Annotated in this window: 17 protein-coding genes; 3 read left to right on the top strand and 14 right to left on the bottom strand. The window is 71.1% G+C overall.

Annotated features, from left to right (window positions below):
• Positions 1-21: 21 nt before the first annotated feature.
• The 9 genes from eno to B0B14_RS04005 all read right to left on the bottom strand — a co-directional run bounded on the left by eno (position 22) and on the right by B0B14_RS04005 (position 8685).
• Positions 22-1302 carry a phosphopyruvate hydratase gene (gene eno, locus B0B14_RS04045; RefSeq protein ID WP_076680212.1) on the bottom strand — a complete coding sequence of 427 codons (1281 nt, stop codon included), beginning with the start codon at positions 1300-1302 and terminating at the stop codon, positions 22-24.
• 114 nt (positions 1303-1416) lie between these two features.
• Positions 1417-2109 carry an O-methyltransferase gene (locus tag B0B14_RS04040; RefSeq protein ID WP_076680211.1) on the bottom strand — a complete coding sequence of 231 codons (693 nt, stop codon included), beginning with the start codon at positions 2107-2109 and terminating at the stop codon, positions 1417-1419.
• A gap of 42 nt (positions 2110-2151) precedes the next feature.
• Positions 2152-3159, bottom strand: a complete 1008-nt coding sequence (locus tag B0B14_RS04035) for a DUF1648 domain-containing protein (RefSeq protein WP_076680210.1) — start codon at positions 3157-3159, stop codon at positions 2152-2154.
• Complete coding sequence (locus B0B14_RS04030) at positions 3156-3506, bottom strand: GntR family transcriptional regulator (protein ID WP_076680209.1); 351 nt, start codon at positions 3504-3506, stop codon at positions 3156-3158. Before B0B14_RS04030 ends, B0B14_RS04035 begins: the two co-directional genes overlap by 4 nt.
• Before the next feature lie 35 nt (positions 3507-3541).
• A complete protein-coding gene (locus tag B0B14_RS04025) occupies positions 3542-4078 on the bottom strand; it encodes a hypothetical protein (RefSeq protein ID WP_076680208.1) in 537 nt (178 codons plus the stop codon).
• Positions 4075-4344 carry a hypothetical protein gene (locus B0B14_RS04020; RefSeq protein ID WP_076680207.1) on the bottom strand — a complete coding sequence of 90 codons (270 nt, stop codon included), beginning with the start codon at positions 4342-4344 and terminating at the stop codon, positions 4075-4077. The genes B0B14_RS04025 and B0B14_RS04020 overlap by 4 nt, the downstream gene beginning before the upstream one ends.
• 48 nt (positions 4345-4392) lie before the next feature.
• Positions 4393-5670: a histidine--tRNA ligase gene (locus tag B0B14_RS04015; protein WP_218642070.1), complete on the bottom strand. Its 1278-nt coding sequence runs from the start codon at positions 5668-5670 to the stop codon at positions 4393-4395.
• Between the two features lie 31 nt (positions 5671-5701).
• Positions 5702-6391, bottom strand: coding sequence for a nucleoside triphosphate pyrophosphohydrolase (locus B0B14_RS04010; protein WP_076680205.1), 690 nt, complete (start codon positions 6389-6391; stop codon positions 5702-5704).
• Complete coding sequence (locus B0B14_RS04005) at positions 6388-8685, bottom strand: TIM-barrel domain-containing protein (protein ID WP_076680204.1); 2298 nt, start codon at positions 8683-8685, stop codon at positions 6388-6390. Before B0B14_RS04005 ends, B0B14_RS04010 begins: the two co-directional genes overlap by 4 nt.
• A gap of 83 nt (positions 8686-8768) precedes the next feature.
• On the opposite strand from B0B14_RS04005, the gene B0B14_RS04000 reads away from it, so the two are divergent.
• A complete protein-coding gene (locus B0B14_RS04000; protein WP_076680203.1) occupies positions 8769-11456 on the top strand; it encodes a phosphoenolpyruvate carboxylase in 2688 nt (895 codons plus the stop codon).
• Between the two features lie 30 nt (positions 11457-11486).
• On the opposite strand, the gene B0B14_RS03995 is transcribed toward B0B14_RS04000, so the two are convergent.
• On the bottom strand, positions 11487-12086 hold the full coding sequence (locus tag B0B14_RS03995; RefSeq protein WP_076680202.1) for a gamma carbonic anhydrase family protein: 600 nt from the start codon (positions 12084-12086) through the stop codon (positions 11487-11489).
• Positions 12087-12241: 155 nt separating this feature from the next.
• Here B0B14_RS03995 and gdhA point away from each other — a divergent pair, with 155 nt between their 5' ends.
• The gene (gene gdhA, locus B0B14_RS03990) at positions 12242-13582 is read left to right on the top strand and encodes an NADP-specific glutamate dehydrogenase (RefSeq protein ID WP_076681260.1); all 1341 of its coding nucleotides are present in this window, start codon (positions 12242-12244) and stop codon (positions 13580-13582) included.
• On the opposite strand, the gene B0B14_RS03985 is transcribed toward gdhA, so the two are convergent.
• Entirely contained in the window at positions 13579-14043 is a 465-nt protein-coding gene (locus B0B14_RS03985; RefSeq protein ID WP_076680201.1) for a GNAT family N-acetyltransferase, read from the bottom strand. The two genes, gdhA and B0B14_RS03985, sit on opposite strands and share 4 nt — an antisense overlap.
• Positions 14040-14519 carry a hemerythrin domain-containing protein gene (locus tag B0B14_RS03980; RefSeq protein WP_076680200.1) on the bottom strand — a complete coding sequence of 160 codons (480 nt, stop codon included), beginning with the start codon at positions 14517-14519 and terminating at the stop codon, positions 14040-14042. The genes B0B14_RS03985 and B0B14_RS03980 overlap by 4 nt, the downstream gene beginning before the upstream one ends.
• A gap of 24 nt (positions 14520-14543) precedes the next feature.
• On the opposite strand from B0B14_RS03980, the gene B0B14_RS03975 reads away from it, so the two are divergent.
• Complete coding sequence (locus B0B14_RS03975; protein WP_076680199.1) at positions 14544-14777, top strand: hypothetical protein; 234 nt, start codon at positions 14544-14546, stop codon at positions 14775-14777.
• 30 nt (positions 14778-14807) lie between these two features.
• Here B0B14_RS03975 and B0B14_RS03970 read toward each other — a convergent pair whose 3' ends face one another.
• Both B0B14_RS03970 and mfd read right to left on the bottom strand, forming a co-directional pair.
• On the bottom strand, positions 14808-15560 hold the full coding sequence (locus tag B0B14_RS03970; protein WP_076680198.1) for a class I SAM-dependent methyltransferase: 753 nt from the start codon (positions 15558-15560) through the stop codon (positions 14808-14810).
• Between the two features lie 31 nt (positions 15561-15591).
• The gene (gene mfd, locus B0B14_RS03965; RefSeq protein WP_076680197.1) at positions 15592-19218 is read right to left on the bottom strand and encodes a transcription-repair coupling factor; all 3627 of its coding nucleotides are present in this window, start codon (positions 19216-19218) and stop codon (positions 15592-15594) included.
• Positions 19219-19254 lie beyond the last annotated feature (36 nt).

The raw sequence follows: 19254 nt of genomic DNA, 5'->3' as shown, positions 1-19254 counted from the left end.
TCGTCTCAGCGCGTGTGCGCGTCAGCCCTTGAAGCGCGGGAACGCTGCACGGCCGATGAACTCACCGGCATCGCCCAGCTCCTCCTCGATGCGCAGAAGCTGATTGTATTTCGCGACGCGCTCGCTGCGAGCGGGCGCGCCGCTCTTGATCTGACCCGAGTTGGTCGCGACGACGAGGTCGGCGATCGTCGTGTCCTCGGTCTCGCCCGAGCGGTGCGAGAACATCGAGGTGTAGCCCGCCCGGTGTGCCATGTCGACGGCGTCGAGCGTCTCCGACAGCGTGCCGATCTGGTTGACCTTGACCAGCAGCGAGTTCGCGATGCCGAGGTCGATGCCCTTGCGCAGGCGCCCCGGGTTGGTGACGAACAGGTCGTCGCCGACGAGCTGCGTCTTCACGCCGAGCTTCTCGGTGAGGGCCTTCCAGGCATCCCAGTCGTCCTCGGCGAGGGCGTCCTCGATCGTGACGATCGGGTAGTTGTCGACGAGGTCGACGTAGTAGTCCGTGAGCTTCTCAGCCGACCAGTCCTTGTTCTCGAAGCGGTACACGCCGTCGTTGAAGAACTCCGTGGCGGCGACGTCCATGCCCAGGGCGATGTCGGACCCGACCGTGAAGCCGGCCTTCTCGATGGCCTTCACGAGGAAGTCGAGGCCTTCGCGGTTGCTCCCCAGGTCGGGGGCGAACCCGCCCTCGTCGCCGAGGCCCGTGGCGTAGCCCGCGGCCTTCAGCTCGCTGTGGAGCACGTGGTAGGTCTCGGCGCCCCAGCGCAGCGCCTCGGCGAAGCTCGACGCGCCGATGGGGGCGAGGAAGAACTCCTGGCAGTCGATGCCGTTGTCGGCGTGCGATCCGCCGTTGATGACGTTGAACAGCGGGACGGGCAGCACGTGCGCGTTGGGGCCGCCGAGGTAGCGGAACAGGGGCAGGTCGGCGCTGTCGGCTGCGGCCTTGGCGACGGCCAGCGACACGCCGAGGATGGCGTTCGCACCCGCGCGCGACTTGTTCTCGGTTCCGTCGGTCTCGATGAGGATCTCGTCGATGATGCGCTGCTCGCTGGCGTCGACGCCCTCGATCGCCGGTCCGAGCTCGTCGATGACGGCCGCGACGGCCTTCAGGACGCCCTTGCCGCCGTAGCGCTTCTTGTCGCCGTCGCGCAGCTCGTACGCCTCGAAGGCGCCCGTCGACGCGCCGGAGGGGACGGCTGCGCGCTGGACGATCCCGTCGTCGAGCAGCACCTCCACTTCCACGGTCGGGTTGCCGCGCGAGTCGAGGATCTCGCGCGCGTTGACTGCCTCGATAAGTGCCACGGAGGACTCCTTGTTTCTTTGGAGGTGGATTCGGGGAGCTTCGTCGGTCCGCTGTCCACTCTAGTGACGGGCGAGCCGGGGCCACAGGCATCCCGCCGTCGAAATCGCGACGACTCAGGCCTCCGTCGCGGGACCGCAGCGCACGACGACGGCGATCGCCACGCCGTCCCAGCCCTTGGCGTCGAGGGTCTGCAGCGCCGTGGCGTCGAAGCGGGGGTCGGAGCCGAGCATCTCGAGGCCCCGCTGCGTGCCCACGACGTCGGAGCGCGTCGCGTGCGGATCGGCGACGTCGCCGCCGCGGCCGACGTTGTCGACGACCACGACGGTGCCCGGATGCCCGAGCCGGGCCGCCCAGTCGAGGTAGATCGTGTTGGACTCCTTGTCCGCGTCGATGAAGACGAGGTCGAAGGGCTCCTCCCCCTCGAGGGTCGGGAGGACGTGCTCCCCGCGGCCGAGGCGGATGTCGACCCGGTCGCCGACGCCCGCCCGATCCACGTTCTCGCGGGCGACCGCGGCGGTGCGGGGCTCGGCCTCGATCGTGACGACGATGCCGTCGGCGGGGAGCGCGCGGGCGAGCCAGATCGTCGAGTACGCGCCGAGGGTGCCGATCTCCAGCACGCGACGCGCGCCGGCGATGTGGGCGAGGAGGTGGAGGAGCTTGCCGTTGACGGGGGCGACCTCGATGGCAGGCAGTTCCGCGGCGGACTGCGCCGCGACCGCCGACTCGAGCGCCGGATCGTGCCCGACGAGCGTCTCGGCGAAGTAGCGGTCGACGGCGCGCCAGGCATCCGGAGTGGGGTCGGTCATGTGCTCACTCAACATTCGCGAGCAGGACGAGTCAACCCCGGCTCAGGCGACGATCGACCCGCGGCGTGCGAGCGCTTCGAGGAGAGCGCCGGCGCGCGCGGCGTCGTCCACGGTGACGACGAAACGCCGCCCCGACGCGCGGACGACCGTGAGCGCGGGACCTCGACGCAGCACGACGCCGAAGGCGCCGACGCTCGAACGGATGCCGTATCCGCCGAACTCGCCGAGCGGACTCACCTCACCCACCTCGACGACCCGCACGTCGGCGAGCGGCACGTGGAAGCGCGGGAACCCGAGGAGCGCGACGACCCACAATCCCTCCGCATCGACGCGCACGCGGAACGCCGACGTCGTGAGCGCCATCGCGACGAGCAGGAAGGTCATCCCGCCGAGAAGGAGCGAGATCGCGATCGGGGCTCCGGAGAACCACACCGCGAGCGCCGTGGCGACCATCACGGCGCAGGTGCCGCCGATGACGAGCGTCGCTCCTCGCCCGAGCGCCGCGGTGCCGAACCACACCGCCTGCTCCCCCGGCGCCAGTGCGAGCGGGTCGGCCGGCACCGACGTCGCATTGCGCGCCGGCTGGGCCGGCTGCACGAACCACGCGGCGACGGCCACGACGAGCGCGGCGACGAGCGCCCAGGCCAGGCCCGGCAGCACCGACGGGGCATCCGCCGCGTCGTCCAGGCCGCGCTGCGCGAGCAGTGTCCACGCGGAGAGCACCGCCATGAGCGTCGCGACGGATGCGGCGATCGTGCCCATCAGGCGATACGTCGGGCCCGTGTCGCCGCGCCGCAGACCCGGGAGCGCGAAGGCGGCGATGAGCAGCGGGATGCCGAACCCGACGAGAGCGGTGAGGAGGGGCTGCAGCCATGCAGGCGCGAAGCCGTCCGCCTCGCCGGACGCTCCCCAGTGGATGGCGATCGTCGAGGGCACCGCGGGAAGCGCGACGAACTGGACGATGAGCGAGACGAGGGTCAGCACGGCGGGGAGGACGAGCGCGACGAGCGCGAATCGCCGGGCGGCCCTGCGGGGACGGACGGAGGTCATGCGGTCATCTCCTTGATCATCGAGGCGAGGGTGTCGGAGGACAGGCCGAGTGCGTGCGCACGCGCGGCGAGCGCGCGGATGTCGTCGTGCAGCGCCGACAGAGGAGCCGCCGCCTCGGTCACGACCGCGCCGCGACCGCGACGCAGATCGACGAGTCCCTCGGCCCGCAGCTCCTGGTACGCCCGCAGCACCGTGTGCAGATTGATGCCGAGCGCATCGGCGACGTCGCGAGCCGCGGGAAGGCGGTCACCGGGGCGCAGGGCACCGGTGGCCGCATCCGCGCGGATCGAGGCCGCGAGCTGTGCGAACAGCGGCTGATCGCTGGACGGATCGATGCGGACGAGCATGAATCTATTCTATAACAACTAGAACAATTGCGACATCACTCTCCGGCATCCTCCACCGGCACTCCGAGGTCGCGGACGAGGTAGATCCACGGGAAGGCGCGGCATCCGACGACCCATCCCGCCGCCTCCTCGCTCGCCAGCGACGTGCGCCACAGGATCCGCCGGTGCTCCCACTGCGTGTCGGTGCGCACCATCCGGTGCGCGAGCACGCCCGCCTCGACGGTGCGCCACCCCGCGCGCCCCGCGAGGGCGAGCTCGTCGAGCTCATCGAACGCCGTGACGGGTCCGAGCCAGCGCTCCGCGTCGCCCGCCGGGGTCGGTTCGACCGCTCCGCCGAACCGCTGCTGCGCCGCCTGCCGCGTCATCCCCAGCTGGGTTCCGATCAGCGCCCAGCTCGCTCCCCCGGCCCGCGCCGCGGTGACGGAGCGCTGAAGGATGGCCCGCACCTCCGACTCGGCGGTCGCGCTCGCGCGGACGAGGGCGAGGTGCGCGTCGAGGTCGAGCGTGCCTTCGGGATCGACGTCGGCGGCCGTCAGGACCGCGCGACCGACGGCGTCGGCGAGGTCGGTCATCCGCGGCCGTCGCGGCTGGGCAGCCACGTTCCCGGCGCCGCGGAAACGCGGGTGGCGGCCTGTCGGAGTCCGTGGGCGAACCCACCGAAGTACGCGCCGACGAGGACGAGTCCGACCCCGGCCCCGAGGGCGAGTCCGCCGCCGAATCCGCCCCAGTCCAGGCCGATCCCGATGACGACGATGAGTCCACCCACGACCACGGAGGCGAGGGCTGCTCCGATGATGCGGCGGAAGGCGTGGTCTCTGCGTGCTGTCGGTTCGCTCATGATGTCAACCTACGCTTGACGTCTTCTCATGTCAAGCGATTATTGACATCAGCCGAGCGGCTTGATCTCGATCGACTCCGGCGTGGCTCCGGCTGCGACCGTCGCGAACGCCGTGTACCCGTCGGAGGCCGCACGTTCCAGCAGCGCCTTGAGGTTCTTCGTGCGCTGTTCCAGACGCACCCGGGCGCCGGCGCGGACGAAGGCCGCCTTCAGCGCGAGGAGCTCTCCCACCGGCACATCGCGCTCGTGGACGAGGACGAGTGATCGGGCGGCGTCGGCCGCGCGCTCCTCGACCAGATCGACGATGCGCTCGAACCCGATCGAGAATCCGACCGCCGGGACGTCCTGGCCGAGGAATCTCCCGATCATGCCGTCGTAGCGACCGCCGCCGCCGAGCGAGTAGTCCACCGACGGGTGCGCGAGTTCGAAGATCGTGCCCGTGTAGTAGCCCATCCCCCGCACGAGGAACGGGTCGAACACGAGGGGGATGTCATCGACCGAGACGTCGGGAGACGCCCCTCCCCGCGCCGCCCGGACCGCGTCGCCGATGCCGACGAGGTCGTCGACGATGGCATCCGGGGCGTCCGCCGGGAGGAGCTTGCGGATCTGACGCTCGCCGTAGGGGGTGTACTCGAGGGTCATCGGGCGCAGCGTGAACTGCTCGAACGCGGTCACGGCATGGTCGGTGGCCCCGCGGTCGCGGAGCTCGGCGATGACACCCGCGACGCCGATCTTGTCGAGCTTGTCGATCGTGATCAGGACGCCGGGCTGTTCGTCGGTGGAGAACCCGAACGAGCCCAGCATCCACTCCAGCGCCCGGCGATCGTTGATGCGGACGCTGCCGCCCTCGAGCCCGAGCGCGTCGAGCGTGTCGAGGGTCGCGGCGATCAGCTCGGCCTCCGCGCGGGTCGACGCATCGCCGATCACGTCGATGTCGCACTGCACGAACTGCCGGTATCGGCCCTTCTGCGGCCGCTCGGCACGCCACACGGGTGCGATCTGGACGGAGCGGAACACCGTGGGCAGCTCGGCCCGGTGGCTCGCGTAGAACCGGGCGAGCGGCACGGTGAGGTCGTAGCGCAGCCCGAGGTCGGCGAGGCGTGCAGGGTCGTCGGCCGCGGCCCGGATGGCTTCGGCATCCACCCCCCGCTTGAGCACGTTGAAGGCGAGCTTCTCGTTGTCACCCCCGATGCCGGCGTGAAGGCGCGCGTACTCCTCCATGACGGGCGTCTCGATCTCGTCGAAGCCGTGCGCGCGGTACCGCTCGCGGATGACAGCGAGGACGCGCTCGCGACGGGCCTTGTCGGCGGGGAGGAAGTCGCGCATGCCGCGCGGAGGATTGACGGATGCCACGGAACTAGTGTTCCAGATCCGCCTCCGCGCTCCGGATGTCGTCGGCGAGCGCGCGAAGCCGTTCCCGCAGCGCGCGCTCGGCGTCCCACCCGTTCTCCCGAGCCGTCGCGACGAGAGCGAGCAGGGCACCTCCCAGCTCGGCCTCCGATCGCGGCGGGGATGCCTCGACGGGCACGGCGTTCGCACTCGGGCCGACGGTCGCGGCCTTGCCGAGGAGCTTCTGGGCGAGCGCGAGGGTCGGCATGCGCTCGCTCACGCCGTCGAGCACGCTGCGACGTTCGTGCTTCTCGGCGGCTTTCGCCGCGTTCCACAGCACGAGCACCTGCTCGGGCGTCTCGGCGGTCTCCCCCGCGAAGACGTGCGGATGACGGCGGACCATCTTCTCGGTCAGCCCGCGCGCGACGTCGTCGATGTCGAACGGATCGTCGGCGTCGCGCGAGGCGATCTCGGCGTGGAACAGCACCTGCCACAGCAGATCGCCGAGCTCTTCGCGGAGCTCTGCCCGGGATCCCGCCTCGACGGCGTCGATGAGCTCCGCGCTCTCCTCCTCGAGGTACGGGACGAGCGCCCGGTGATCGATCTGCTGGGTCCACACGCAGCGGTCGCGCACGGCGGTCATGGTCACGGCGGCTTCGCGCAGCGCATCGGTCACGACGGGACGTCCTTCCTCGGGGCGGTGATCCCCCTCGATCATCCTTCCGCGTCTTCGGCGGCGATGAACGCGGCGAGCTCTGCGGCGACGGACGTGTCGGCGCGAGCGAACAGTGCGGGCCGGCCGAGAGGCGCCGAGACGAGACTCTGCGTCACCCCGGCGGGGTTGCCGTAGACGGCGCCGGTCCACACGTGCGTCCAGCGGCCCGGCGGAAACGTCACCGCGATCGAATCGGTGTCGGACTGGAGGACGGGGGCGAGCAGCAGATCCGGCCCGAGCTGCAGCTCGTCATCAGCCGAGCCCTGTGCGAGCAGGCGGTCCGACGGGCTCAGCATCCACGGATGCTGAGCGGCCGTCGCAAGCGGCCCGTCCGCCCACAGGCGCGCGCGCTCGCCGCTCAGCGCGGCGAACAGCCGCGCGAGCCTTCCGACCTGGCGGGCGACGCGGGATTCGCCGGCGACCTGGGCCGCGGCATCCGGCCTGTTCCCCTCGTGCGTGCGGAACAGGGGCTGCAGGAGGGATGCCTCGGCCCACCGCACGAGGAGCTCGTCGTCGCGGACGACGTCGGGCAGGAGCGGCAGGTCGATGCTCGTGTAGCCGCCGATGTCGCCGTGCACCTGCGCCATCCCGCTCGCCGACAGCGACTGCGTGATCGCGATCATGGAGCGCAGTCCGTCTTCAGCGGACCAGTCCTGCATCTGATCGCCCATCCACAGCGCGTCGGCCGCGCCGGCCGACGCCGCCGTTCCGCTCCGATGCCACACGAGGCCCTCCGCGCCCAGGCCCGACAGCTCGAGCGCCCGCGTGTTGACCTGCTGCCACAGCACGGGCCACCGCACGCGCCAGTCGATGCCGAGCCCTCCCTGGAGTCGCGCCTCCGGCGGGGGCCCTTCCGCGAAGTCGGCCATCCACCCCGACGCCTTCGCGGCGACGGCCTCGTCGGCGATCGCCTGCGCCAGCCACTCCCGAGCGGCCTCGTCCGACAGGTCGACGGCGGCCGCGAGGAACCCGTGCTGGTCGGTCTGCAGAACCTCGCCGTCCTCGTCGAGGGCGAGGAATCCCGCCGCCTCCGCCTCCGCGTACAGGTCGCGCCCCCCGCGCGCGGCCGCCGCGGCGCCGCTGTCCTCCGAGAGCGAGGGGTTGACGTAGGTCAGTACGTTGATCCCCTGCGCCTGGAGCTCGGCCACGAACTCGTCCCACTCCGGGTACAGATCCCGGTCGAGGGTCCAGTTCCACTGCAGGCGCTCGCCGAAGTCCGTCGAGCGGCCGCCGACCCAGTCCTGGAGCCAGACGGCCGCGATCGGCGTGCCCGCCTCCTGCAGCGCGGCGAGCTTCTCGCGCACCTCCCGCGTGCCGCCCTGGAGGCCCGCGATGAGTCCGCGCGACGCCCAGATCGGCGGTGCCGGAGCGGCTCCGGTCCACGTCGCCTGCACCGTCAGGGCGTTCACCGGCTCGGATGCCGCGGCGAACGAGAACTCGGCCTCCGCCGCCCAGACCTCCCAGATCATGCGGTCGACGGGGCGCAGATCGACCGAGGCGATCGCGTCTCCGCGGTACGCGAAGCTGCGCGCCTGGTCGGTGACGTTGACGCCGCTGACGAGATACGTCGTGTCGTGACCGCCGGCCGCGGATGCCTGGAGATCGACGAGGAACGAGAGGGGCTGCGCACCGCGCCCGATGCCCTGCTCGCGCGGGACGAGCGCGAGGCGCTGGCCGCGCAGGTCCCAGGCGGCGGACTGCGCGCCGAACCCGTGGACGCCCTCGTCGGCCTCGAGAGCGGCGGCCAGATAGAGCCTGTCGGCAGCTCCCGACACCGCTGCCGCGACGTCGAGGCGGCCTTCGGCGCCCTGCGCGAAGCGCAGCTGCCAGCGCACGTCGTCGCCCTCGGCATCGGTCAGCGTCCCGTCCAGCGTCAGCGCGCCGTCGGCATCGACCGACGCCGTGCGGATGCGCTGATCGCCCCACGTCTGCGCGAGGCGATCGCTGACACGCAGGATGCCGAGATCGTCGATGAACCACGGGTCGCCGACACCCGCGGTCAGGAACGCCTCGCGCGAGGGGGACTCCCACACGGGCTTCTCCGCCGCCGGATGCGTCACACGCAGCCGCGACCCGAGGAGCACCGAGAATCCGCCGATCTGCCACACGCCGCGGGCCTCGGTGTCGACGCGGAGGGAGCCCGCGGGGGCGTCGGCGAGATCGGTGGATGCTCGCGGGAGGCTCACCGCAACGAAGATCCCGCTGATCACGGCCGCCACGACGAGGAGGGCGACGACGCTCCACCCGATCCGCCGAGCGGTGCGCCGGCGGGGAGGGGTGCGGTCGTCGTCGATCACTCCCCCAGCCTAAGCACTCCGACCGACGCCACCGCAGCGTCATACGTGATCTCGACGAAACACGTCGGCGATAGCGTGGAACGATGCGCGAGCTCACCCAGACCGAAGCCATCGACCTCGTCGGACGCTTCGAAGCCGGCCAGGAGATCCCGGAGCGGATGCGCTCCGACGTCCGCATGCTCGGGGCCCTGCTGGGTCGCGTGCTGCGCGAGAGCGGCACCCCGGGCCTGTACGAAGACGTCGAACGACTGCGGGTCGCCACGATCCAGGCCTACACCGACGAGACCCCCGAGGCCTTCGCCCGTGCCGAGGCGATCGCCGACTCGTTCGACCTCCAGCGCGCGCACGAGGTCGCGCGGGCGTTCACGGCGTACTTCCACCTCGTCAACCTCGCCGAGGAGACGCAGCGCGTGCGCGTCCTCCGCGAGCGCGACGGTCGCCCCGACAAGGAGGACGCGACCGACTCGATCGCGGCGGCCTACATGCACCTCGCCCGCGAGGTCGGCGACGACACCGCCCTGCAGCGCCTTCAGAACCTCCGCTTCCACCCGGTGTTCACCGCGCACCCGACCGAAGCCCGCCGCCGCGCGATCTCGACCAGCATCCGGCGCCTGGCCGCCCTGCTCACCGAGCACGAGGCGTCGCTGCGCAACGGCGCCGATCAGCGGCGCGCCGAGCGACGCATGCTCGAGGAGATCGACACCCTGTGGCGCACGGCACCGCTGCGCCCTGAGAAGCCCGCGCCCACCGACGAGGTGCGCGCCGTCATGGCCGTCTTCGACGAGACGCTGTACACGGCCGTGCCGCACGTCTATCGGCGGGTCGACGACGCCCTGCAGGGGCCTGCGGCCGGCGGCCGCGCGCCGATCGTCAAGCCGTTCGTCCGCATCGGATCGTGGGTCGGCGGCGACCGCGACGGCAACCCGTTCGTCACGGCATCCGTCACCCGCAAGGCCGCCGGGATCGCGAGCGAGCACATCCTGCGGGGCCTGGAGAGCACGACGCTCCGCATCGGCCGCACGCTCACCGTGGACGCCACCACGACGCCTCCCAGCGATGCGCTCGTCGCCCTCTGGCAGCGTCTGCGCGGATCCGACGAAGAGGCCGCCGCCGACGTGGCGAAGCGCTCGCCCGACGAGCCGCACCGCCGCGTGCTGCTGATGATCGCCCGCAAGATCGCAGCCACCCGCACGCGCGACGCCGACCTCGCGTACCGCGATCCCGAGCACCTCCTGGCCGATCTGCGCACCGTGCAGGGCTCGCTCGTGCAGGCCGGAGCACCCCGCCAGGCCTACGGACACCTCCAGCAGCTGCTGTGGCAGGTCGAGACGTACGGATTCCATCTCGCCGAACTCGAGGTGCGGCAGCACTCCGCCGTGCACGCGAAGGTGCTCGCCGAGCTCGAGTCGGGTCCGCGTCCCGCCGACGGGTACTCGGAGCAGGCCGAAGAGGTGCTCGACGTGTTCCGCGCGATCGCGTACGTGCAGGAGCGCTTCGGCCCGCGCGCGGCCGGTCGCTACATCGTGTCGTTCACGCAGTCCTCGCAGGACCTCGCGAACGTGCACCGCCTCGCGCGCTATGCGGTCGGCCCCGAGGGCGTCCCGCCGGTGCTCGACGTCATCCCGCTGTTCGAGACGTTCGCCGATCTGCAGGCGGCGCCGCGCATCCTGGCGGAGATCGTCGAGAACCCCGACTTCGTCGCGCGTCTCGCTGCGACCGACCGCCGCCTGGAGGTCATGCTCGGCTACTCCGATTCGTCGAAGGATGTCGGACCGGTCGCTGCGAACCTCGCGCTGTACGAGGCGCAGGCGCACATCGCCGCGTGGGCCGAAGAGGTCGGCATCGAGCTGACGCTGTTCCACGGCCGCGGCGGGGCGCTCGGGCGCGGCGGCGGACCGGCGAACTCGGCCGTGCTCGCCCAGCCCCCGCACTCGGTCGACGGGCGGTTCAAGCTCACCGAGCAGGGTGAGGTGATCTTCGCCCGGTACGGCGATCCCGCCATCGCCATGCGCCACATCGACCAGGTCGCCGCTGCCGTGCTGCTGGCCTCGTCCCCCTCGATCGAGCAGCGCAACCGCGATGCGGCCGAGCGGTACGCCGACGTCGCCGCGACGATGGACACCGCCTCCCGCGAGCGCTTCTTCTCCCTCGTGAAGGCACCGGGCTTCGCGCCCTGGTTCGCCCAGGTGACCCCCATGGAGGAGATCGGGCTGCTCGCCCTCGGATCCCGTCCGGCGCGCCGCGGCCTCTCGGTCGAGTCGCTGGAAGACCTCCGGGCGATCCCCTGGGTGTTCGCGTGGACGCAGGCTCGCATCAACCTCGCCGGCTGGTTCGGCTTGGGCTCCGCGCTCGAGGCCGTCGGCGACGAAGAGCTGCTTCGCCGCGCCTACGGCGATTGGCCGCTCCTTCGCACGCTGATCGACAACGTGGCGATGAGTCTCGCGAAGTCCGACATGCGCATCGCGCGCAACTACCTCGATCTCGGCGATCGCGCCGACCTCGCCGATCTCGTGATGGACGAGATGCTCCTCACCCGCTCGTGGGTCGAACGGGTGACCGGCGGATCCGAGCTCCTGGACAACCGCCCCATCCTGCAGCGCGCCGTCAAGATGCGCAGCCCTTACGTCGACGCGCTGTCGCTGCTGCAGCTGCGGGCACTCCGGGCGCTCCGCGACACGGCGGCGGAGGGGCTTCCGGGCGATCCGGACCAGCAGCGCCTGCTGCTGCTGTCGGTCAACGGCGTGGCGGCCGGACTCCAGAACACCGGCTGATCGGGCTACCGCCGCCGTGACGGCATCCCGTCAGTCCACGCGCGTGTCGTGAGCATGGCGCGCGAGGCTGCGCCCGTAGCGCTCGGTGAGCTGCATCATGAGATCCGGCGTCTCACGGTCGAGGCCGAAGACGTAGCCCGGGAAATCGAGCTCCTTCTGGGCGGCCCAGATCTCCTCGTGCCGATCGGGCGGGAGGATCTGCACGGGGTCGCCGACGGCCACCCAGCCGATCGGCACCATCGAGTCGGCGGGGAGCGTCGTGCGCAGGTGCACGACCGCGTTGATGCGCACTTCGCTGCGGTCGCCGACGCGCGCGCCGTTGAACACGCGCGTGCCTGTGGCGAGGAAGACCTCGTCGCCGACCGTCGCGCCCGACACGCTCGCCATCGGACCGACCAGGGAGTGCGCGCCGATGTGCACGGGGTTGGTCGCGCTCGCTCTGAGGAGCGCGTTCTCCATGACGATGACGTTCTCGGCGAGCGTGAGGGGGCCGCCCTCGGCGGTGATCACGGCGCCGTGCAGCACCTGGCAGTCCGCGCCGATCTCGACGTCTCCACTGATGACCGCGGTGGGGGCGATGACGGCGGACGGATGGATGCGGGGACGTGCTCCGAGGTGCTCGAACTGCATGGCGGACCTCCCTGGGGGTGTGTTCCGCCAGCGTAGCGCCGGGGCCCGTCACACGCCCGTGGCCCGCTGCGGCCTCGGGCTAGGGTGGGGAGGTTCGCCTCGAACCGCCCCCGACGCCTCGCACAGAAAGCTCCACCGTGATCGAGACCCTCGCCGTGCTGCCCGCCTCCGTCCGCCCCGTGTTCGACGCGGTCCAGGCTCGGAACCCCCATGAGCCGGAGTTCCAGCAGGCCGTGCACGAGGTGCTCCACTCGATCGCCCCCGTGCTCGAGCGCCATCCGCAGTTCGTCAGCGGCGGCATCGCCGAGCGCATCGTCGAGCCGGAGCGCCAGATCATCTTCCGCGTGCCGTGGGTCGACGACGCCGGCGTCCTGCAGGTCAACCGGGGCTTCCGGGTGCAGTTCTCCTCCGTGCTCGGGCCCTACAAGGGCGGCCTGCGCTTCCACCCGTCGGTGAACCTGTCGATCATCAAGTTCCTGGGATTCGAGCAGATCTTCAAGAACGCGCTCACCGGCCAGGGCATCGGCGGCGCGAAGGGGGGCAGCGACTTCGATCCGCACGGGCGGACGGATGCCGAGATCATGCGGTTCTGCCAGTCGTTCATGAACGAGCTGTACCGCCACCTCGGCGAGCACACCGACGTTCCCGCGGGCGACATCGGCGTGGGTGCGCGAGAGATCGGCTACCTGTTCGGCCAGTACCGCAAGATCACCAACCGCCACGAGTCCGGCATGTTCACCGGCAAGGGCGTGCAGTGGGGCGGCGCCGAGGTGCGCACCGAGGCCACCGGGTACGGGGCCGTGTTCTTCGCCGAGGAGATGCTCGCCGTCGACGGCGGGTCGCTCGAGGGAAAACGCGTCGCCGTGTCGGGTTCGGGCAACGTCGCGATCTACGCGATCGACAAGGCGTGGCAGCTCGGAGCGGTCCCGGTGACCGCATCCGACTCATCCGGCTACGTCGTCGACGATGCCGGGATCGACGTGGGTCTCCTCCGCCAGGTGAAGGAGATCGATCGCGCGCGCATCTCGGAGTACGCCGTGCGGCGACCGTCGGCGCGATTCGTCGAGGGTGCGCGACCGTGGGAGGTCGCCGTCGACATCGCGATCCCGTCGGCGACGCAGAACGAGCTCGACGAATCGGATGCCGCGGCGCTCATCGCCGGCGGCGTCCGCGCCGTGGTCGAAGGGGCGAACATGCCCTCCACGCCCGGTGCGATCGCCGCTCTGCGGGCGGCCGGCGTGCTGTTCGGGCCGGGGAAGGCCGCGAACGCCGGCGGCGTCGCGACATCCGCCCTGGAGATGAGCCAGAACGCAGCCCGCCAGCGGTGGTCGTTCGACGACAGCGAGGCGAAGCTGCGCGTCATCATGAAGAACGTGCACGATTCGGCGTTCGACGCGGCCGAGCGCTACGGACACCCCGGCGACTATGTCGTGGGTGCGAACGCCTCGGGGTTCGAGCGCGTCGCGCACGCGATGCTCGCGCAGGGCGTGATCTAGGAGGCCGTGGCGAGCGGCCGCGACCACGCGACCTCGCGGTCGAGCTGGCCGGTCTCTCGGAAGAGACGCACCTGGTGCGTGTCGGCGAGCGCTGCGGCGAGCTCGGCGATGTCGGCGCGCGCGAAGCCCAGGCTCTGCCAGAACGGCCCGGAGCGGCGGCTGAAGAGCCAGGCGGTGCCGGCTCCGGCATCCGTCGCCCGCTCCAGCGCGAAGCGCGCGAGCGCGCTGCCCCTCCCCTGCGCACGTCGGTCGGATGCGACGGCGACGCTGCGAATGAGCGCGTGACGAGCGTCGCCGCTCAGCTCGAATCCGGTGGCGCCGACGATCCGCCCGCCGTCGTCGCGTTCGATCCACAGGCGGACGGATGCCGCATCGAGACCGCTGAGGGTCAGGTCGGCCTCGGCGAGGAACGAGCGCACGTCGGAGATGTCGTCGTCCGTCGCGGCCACGAGAGCGCTCACAGCGGACCGAGCACGGCGTGGGGATCGGCGTCGAGATCGAGCTCGCGCAGAATGTCGAGCAGCTCCCGCTCCTCGTAGCGGAAATGGGACTCCATGATGGCCGAGAGCCCCTCGAGATGTCGGCCGAGGTGCTCGACGCCCGCGTGGGAGGCGACCGCATGATCCAACTGGGTCAGCAGGTGCGCGATCATGCTGTGATCCTGTCGCAGCTTCCCGATCAGTTCGCGCAGGCGAGGATGCCGGGCCTCCAGGGCGGGGAACAGCGCGCCGTCTTCGCCCAGGTGGTGCGCCGAGAGCGCGAGGCAGAAACCGTGGCAGTACAGGAGCAGGTCCCGGGTCGGCGCCCCGCCGTCACTCCCGCCGGCGATCGAAGCGGATGCCGACTCCTGCGCAGCGCGGAGAGCCCGCCGCAGCCGGCGGTGCGCCTCGCGAAGCTCGGCATCCCACGCGATCAGCCGGTGATGTTCGTCGTGCATCGCGTTCCAGGATAGAGCCGCGGGGTGCCGCGCGTGGGAGACCGCTGGGAGTCGATGGGCGATGCGCGGGCGGCGTGCGAGACTGCCGTCATGGATGCCGCACCCCGGTGGATTCTCGTGACCGCGTGGACGCTCGCCGCCGTCCTGGCCGGCCTGGGTGCGGCGGTGGCTCTCGCGACGATGACGCCGCTGCCGCTCGTGCTGGCGCTGGGGCTCGCCGTGCCTCTGATTGTCGTGCGCCGGCGTCCGGCCGGCTGAGCTCGCGACCCGCCCGTGGCGGGGCCGGGGTCAGCCGACGAGCCGGTACACCGACACATGGCTCGTCGACTCCCCCGTGAACTCGCTGCGGTCCCAGTCCGCCCACCGTGATTCCCGCTCGAATCCCGCCAGCCGCGCCATCAGATCGAGTTCGCTCGGCCAGATGTACCGGTGCGGCGACCGGCCGATCACGGCATCCCGTCCGTCCTCCAGCGCGGCGCCGAACCGCACATGATGCGAGACCAGGTGCTGGGTCAGCGTGTCGACCGTGTCGACCAGCAGGTAGCCGGGCTCGAACACCTCGACCGTCCCACGATGCCCCGGAGCCAGCGCGCGCAGCTGCGGGACCCACAGCTCGATCACGAACCGCCCGCCGGGAATCAGATGCCGCGCCGCGTTGCGGAAGCACTCGACCTGTGCGTCCTGCGTGAGCAGGTTCGAGATCGTGTTGAAGACCAGGATCGCGAGCGAGAATCCCTCTCCCGCCGATGCCGACGTCATGTCGCCCTGCACGACCGGGATCACGTCGTCCGAGACCTTCTCGCGCAACCTCGCGATCATCGCGTGCGACAGTTCGATGCCGCTCACCCGAACACCCGCCTCGGCCAGCGGGATCGCGATGCGACCGGTGCCGACGGCGAACTCGACGGCGGAGCCGCCGTCTGCGAGCGCCGCGAGCACCTCGATCGCCGGGCCGAGCACCTCGGGCGCGAACATCCCCTCGCCCGGAGTGTCGTACTGCCGCGCCGCGACGTCGTCCCAGATCCGCTGCTGATCGACCATCAGCCCATCGTCGCGAGGCGCCGCTCCCCCGTCAATCGACAGGAGCCGCCACCGGGGCGTCGGCGGCCTTCGGCGCCGGCCACATCTGCTCGATCAGCTGCCCGACCCACCCGATGAGGTCGGCATCGGACACCACCGCGCCTCCGGCCGTCGGCAGGGGCACCACGACGGCGTCGCTGCCCGACACGAGCTTCGCCTTCGGATAGAGCCGCTGCAGCCTGACCTTCATCGAGTCGGCGAGGTTCGCCGGGGCGATGCGGAGGTTCGGCCCCATCGCCACGACATCCGCAAGGCCCGCCTGCGCCGCACGGCGCCGCAGCCGAGCGACGGCGACGAGTCCTTCCACCTCGGCCGGCGGCTCGCCGTAGCGATCGGTGAGCTCTTCGATCACCAGGTCGAGCGAGTCGTCCTTCGCGGTGACCGATGCCGCCGCCGAGAGCTTCTGGTACGCCTCGAGGCGGAGACGCTCGCTGTCGATGTAGGACTCGGGGATGCGCGCCTGCACAGGCAGCTCGAGCCGCAGCTCGGTCGGACCCTCGACCTCGTCGCCGCGGAACGTCGCGACGGCCTCGCCGATCATGCGGAGATAGAGGTCGAAGCCGACCCCGGCGATGTGACCGGCCTGCTCCGCGCCGAGCAGATTGCCGGCACCGCGGATCTCGAGGTCTTTCAAGGCCACCTGCATGCCGGAGCCCAGGTCGTTGTTGACGGCGATCGTCTCGAGGCGATCGGCCGCGGTCTCGGACAGCGGCTTCATCTCGTCGTACAGGAAGTACGCGTACGCCCGCTCCCGCGCACGCCCGACCCGTCCGCGGAGCTGGTGCAGCTGCGACAGACCGTACTTGTCCGCGCGATCGATGATGATCGTGTTGGCGTTGGAGATGTCGAGCCCGGTCTCCACGATGGTCGTGCACACCAGCACGTCGGAGCGGCGCTCCCAGAAGGCATCCACCACCTCTTCGAGCGCGTGCTCGCCCATCTGACCGTGGGCGACGGCGATGCGCGCCTCGGGCACGAGCTCGGCGAGGTCGGCGGCGACGCGCTGGATCGACTGCACGCGGTTGTGCACGAAGAACACCTGGCCCTCGCGCAGCAGCTCGCGCCGGATCGCCGCGGCGATCTGCTTGTCGTTGCGCGGTCCGACATACGACAGGATCGGATGCCGGTCTTCGGGCGGCGTCTGAAGCGACGACATCTCGCGGATGCCGGTGACCGCCATCTCGAGCGTGCGCGGAATGGGCGTCGCGCTCATCGCGAGGATGTCGACGTTCGTCTTGAGCTTCTTCAGCGCGTCCTTGTGCTCGACACCGAACCGCTGCTCCTCGTCGATGATCATGAGCCCGAGGTCTTTGAAGATCACCTTCTCGGTGAGGATGCGATGCGTCCCGATCACCATGTCGACCGTGCCGTCGGTGAGACCCGCGAGGACGTCGCGCGCCTGCTTGTCGGTCTGGAATCGCGACAGCGCCTTCACCTTGACCGGGAACCCGGCGAAGCGCTCGGTGAAGGTCTCGAAGTGCTGCTTCACGAGGAGCGTCGTCGGCACGAGCATCGCGACCTGCTTGCCGTCCTGGATCGCCTTGAACGCGGCCCGCACGGCGACCTCGGTCTTGCCGAAGCCGACGTCACCCGAGAGCAGTCGATCCATGGGGATCGGCTTCTCCATGTCGGCCTTGATCTCGTCGATCGTCTGCAGCTGATCGGGCGTCTCGGCGAACGGGAACGCCTCTTCGAGCTCGCGCTGCCACGGCGTGTCGGGTCCGAAGGCGTATCCCTTCGCCGCCATCCGCGCCGAGTACAGCTTGACGAGCTCGACGGCGATGTCGCGCACCGCCTTGCGGGCCTTGCCCTTGGCGGCCGACCAGTCGCTGCCGCCCATCTTCGACAACGTGGGCGCTTCACCGCCGACGTACTTCGACAGCAGATCGAGCTGATCGGTGGGGACGAACAGCTTGTCGCCCGGGTATCCGCGCTTGGACGGCGCGTACTCGAGCACGAGGTACTCGCGCGTGGTCTTGACCGGATTGCGCCCCCCGCTGGACACTTCGCGCTGGGTCAGCTCGACGAACCGCCCGATGCCGTGGGTCGCGTGCACGACGTTGTCGCCGGGCTTGAGCTGCAGCGGGTCGACGACGTTGCGGCGGCGGGAGGCGAGCTTCTTGACGACCCGGTTGTCGCCGCCGATCGTTCGTCCGTAGAACTCGGCCTCGGTGAGCACCGCGAGCTTCGCCTCGGGCGCTTCGAATCCGCGCTCGAGCGTCGCGCAGACGATGTGGGCCACGCCGGGCTCGGGGGCGTCGAGGATCGCCTCGACCTTGCGGGCCGCGATGCCGCGCTCGGCGAGCACATCACGCGCGCGCTCGACGAGTCCGACGCCGGATGCGGCGACCACGACGCGCCAGCCCTGGGCGAGAAGCTCCCCCACGTGGGTCGTCGCTCCGTCGACGTTGCCCTGGAACGACGGCACCGGTGTGCCCGGCACCCGCACGGTGACCTGCGCCTGGAGCGCGACCTCGAGGTCTTCCGAGAGCAGACCCTCGGCCGCGGCATCCGCTTCTCCCGAGTCGAAGCTCGACAGCGTCCACCACACGCCTGATCGCGCGCGCACGGCGCCTTGGAGTTCGGGCAGCGTGACGAAGTCGCCGGCGCCGAGATCGATGGGCGCGGCGGCTCCGGATGTCGCGGCGCTCCACGCCGCCTCGAGGAACTCACGGTTCGTCTCTCCGAGCGTCAGCGCGCGGGTGACGGCGCGCTCGGGGTCGAGGAGCGCCGTCGCGACTCCCTTCGGCAAGTACTCCACGAAGGTCACCAGACGGTCGACGAGCGCCGGCGTGAGCGACTCCATCCCCTCCACGGGGATTCCCTCGGCCATCTTCTCCAGCATCCCCCGGAGTCCGGGGAGCGTGTCGGCGAGGTCGAGGGCGCGACTGCGCACGGCATCGGTCAGCAGCAGCTCGCGGCTGGGCACGAGCTCGACCTCGGCGACGTCGCCCGGCAGCGAGCGCTGGTCGGCGACGGAGAACGCCCGGATCTGGTCGACCTCGTCGCCGAAGAACTCCACGCGGTACGGATGATCGGCGATCGGCGGGAAGACGTCGAGGATGCCGCCGCGGACGGCGAACTCGCCACGACGCGACACCATGTCGACGCGGGCGTAGGCGAGCTCGACCATGCGGCGGGTGATCTCGCCGAGATCGAAGCCGCGCTCCCCGACGATGAATCGCACGGGCGGCACGTCGGCGAGCCCGGCCGCCATGGGCTGCAGGGCGGCGCGCACCGACGCCGTGACGACGAGGGGCGTGCTGCCGTCCCACAGGGCGATGCGGCGGATCGTGTCGAGCCGACGGCCGACGATCTCGGCGCTCGGGCTCAGCCGCTCGTGGGGCAGCGTCTCCCACGCGGGGAAGTCGAGCACCTCGACGCCGGGCACGAGCGCCGACAGGGCCGGGCCCACGGCCTCGGCGCGTCGACCCGTGGGGGCGACGACGAACAGGCAGGGCGGATGCCCCGCGGACCCGCGGCGCTGCAGGAGGGCCGCGAGCGCCGGGGCGCCGAGGCCTTCGACCAGCGAGAAGTCGGCATCGACGGATGCTGCCGCCAGCGCGTCTCGGAACGGCTCAGCCTGCTCGAGGGCGCGGACTATCCCGGGAACTGTCACCGGACGAGTCTACGCGCGGGCTCCGACGCCGGATCG

Origin of the sequence: Microbacterium sp. RU33B, from assembly GCF_900155915.1 — a bacterium.
Taxonomy (GTDB): domain Bacteria; phylum Actinomycetota; class Actinomycetes; order Actinomycetales; family Microbacteriaceae; genus Microbacterium.
This window is presented reverse-complemented; position numbering and strand designations above follow the sequence as displayed.

Bases quoted from the DNA above. Each gene is read 5' to 3' on its own strand.
- B0B14_RS04035 (WP_076680210.1), bottom strand. From the start codon at position 3,159: ATGACCTCCGTCCGTCCCCGCAGGGCCGCCCGGCGATTCGCGCTCGTC.
- B0B14_RS04000 (WP_076680203.1), top strand. From the start codon at position 8,769: ATGCGCGAGCTCACCCAGACCGAAGCCATCGACCTCGTCGGACGCTTC.
- B0B14_RS04010 (WP_076680205.1), bottom strand. From the start codon at position 6,391: ATGATCGAGGGGGATCACCGCCCCGAGGAAGGACGTCCCGTCGTGACC.
- B0B14_RS04015 (WP_218642070.1), bottom strand. From the start codon at position 5,670: ATGCGCGACTTCCTCCCCGCCGACAAGGCCCGTCGCGAGCGCGTCCTC.
- B0B14_RS03980 (WP_076680200.1), bottom strand. From the start codon at position 14,519: ATGCACGACGAACATCACCGGCTGATCGCGTGGGATGCCGAGCTTCGC.
- B0B14_RS04040 (WP_076680211.1), bottom strand. From the start codon at position 2,109: ATGACCGACCCCACTCCGGATGCCTGGCGCGCCGTCGACCGCTACTTC.
- B0B14_RS04020 (WP_076680207.1), bottom strand. From the start codon at position 4,344: ATGAGCGAACCGACAGCACGCAGAGACCACGCCTTCCGCCGCATCATC.
- B0B14_RS04025 (WP_076680208.1), bottom strand. From the start codon at position 4,078: ATGACCGACCTCGCCGACGCCGTCGGTCGCGCGGTCCTGACGGCCGCC.
- B0B14_RS04030 (WP_076680209.1), bottom strand. From the start codon at position 3,506: ATGCTCGTCCGCATCGATCCGTCCAGCGATCAGCCGCTGTTCGCACAG.
- B0B14_RS03995 (WP_076680202.1), bottom strand. From the start codon at position 12,086: ATGCAGTTCGAGCACCTCGGAGCACGTCCCCGCATCCATCCGTCCGCC.
- B0B14_RS03970 (WP_076680198.1), bottom strand. From the start codon at position 15,560: ATGGTCGATCAGCAGCGGATCTGGGACGACGTCGCGGCGCGGCAGTAC.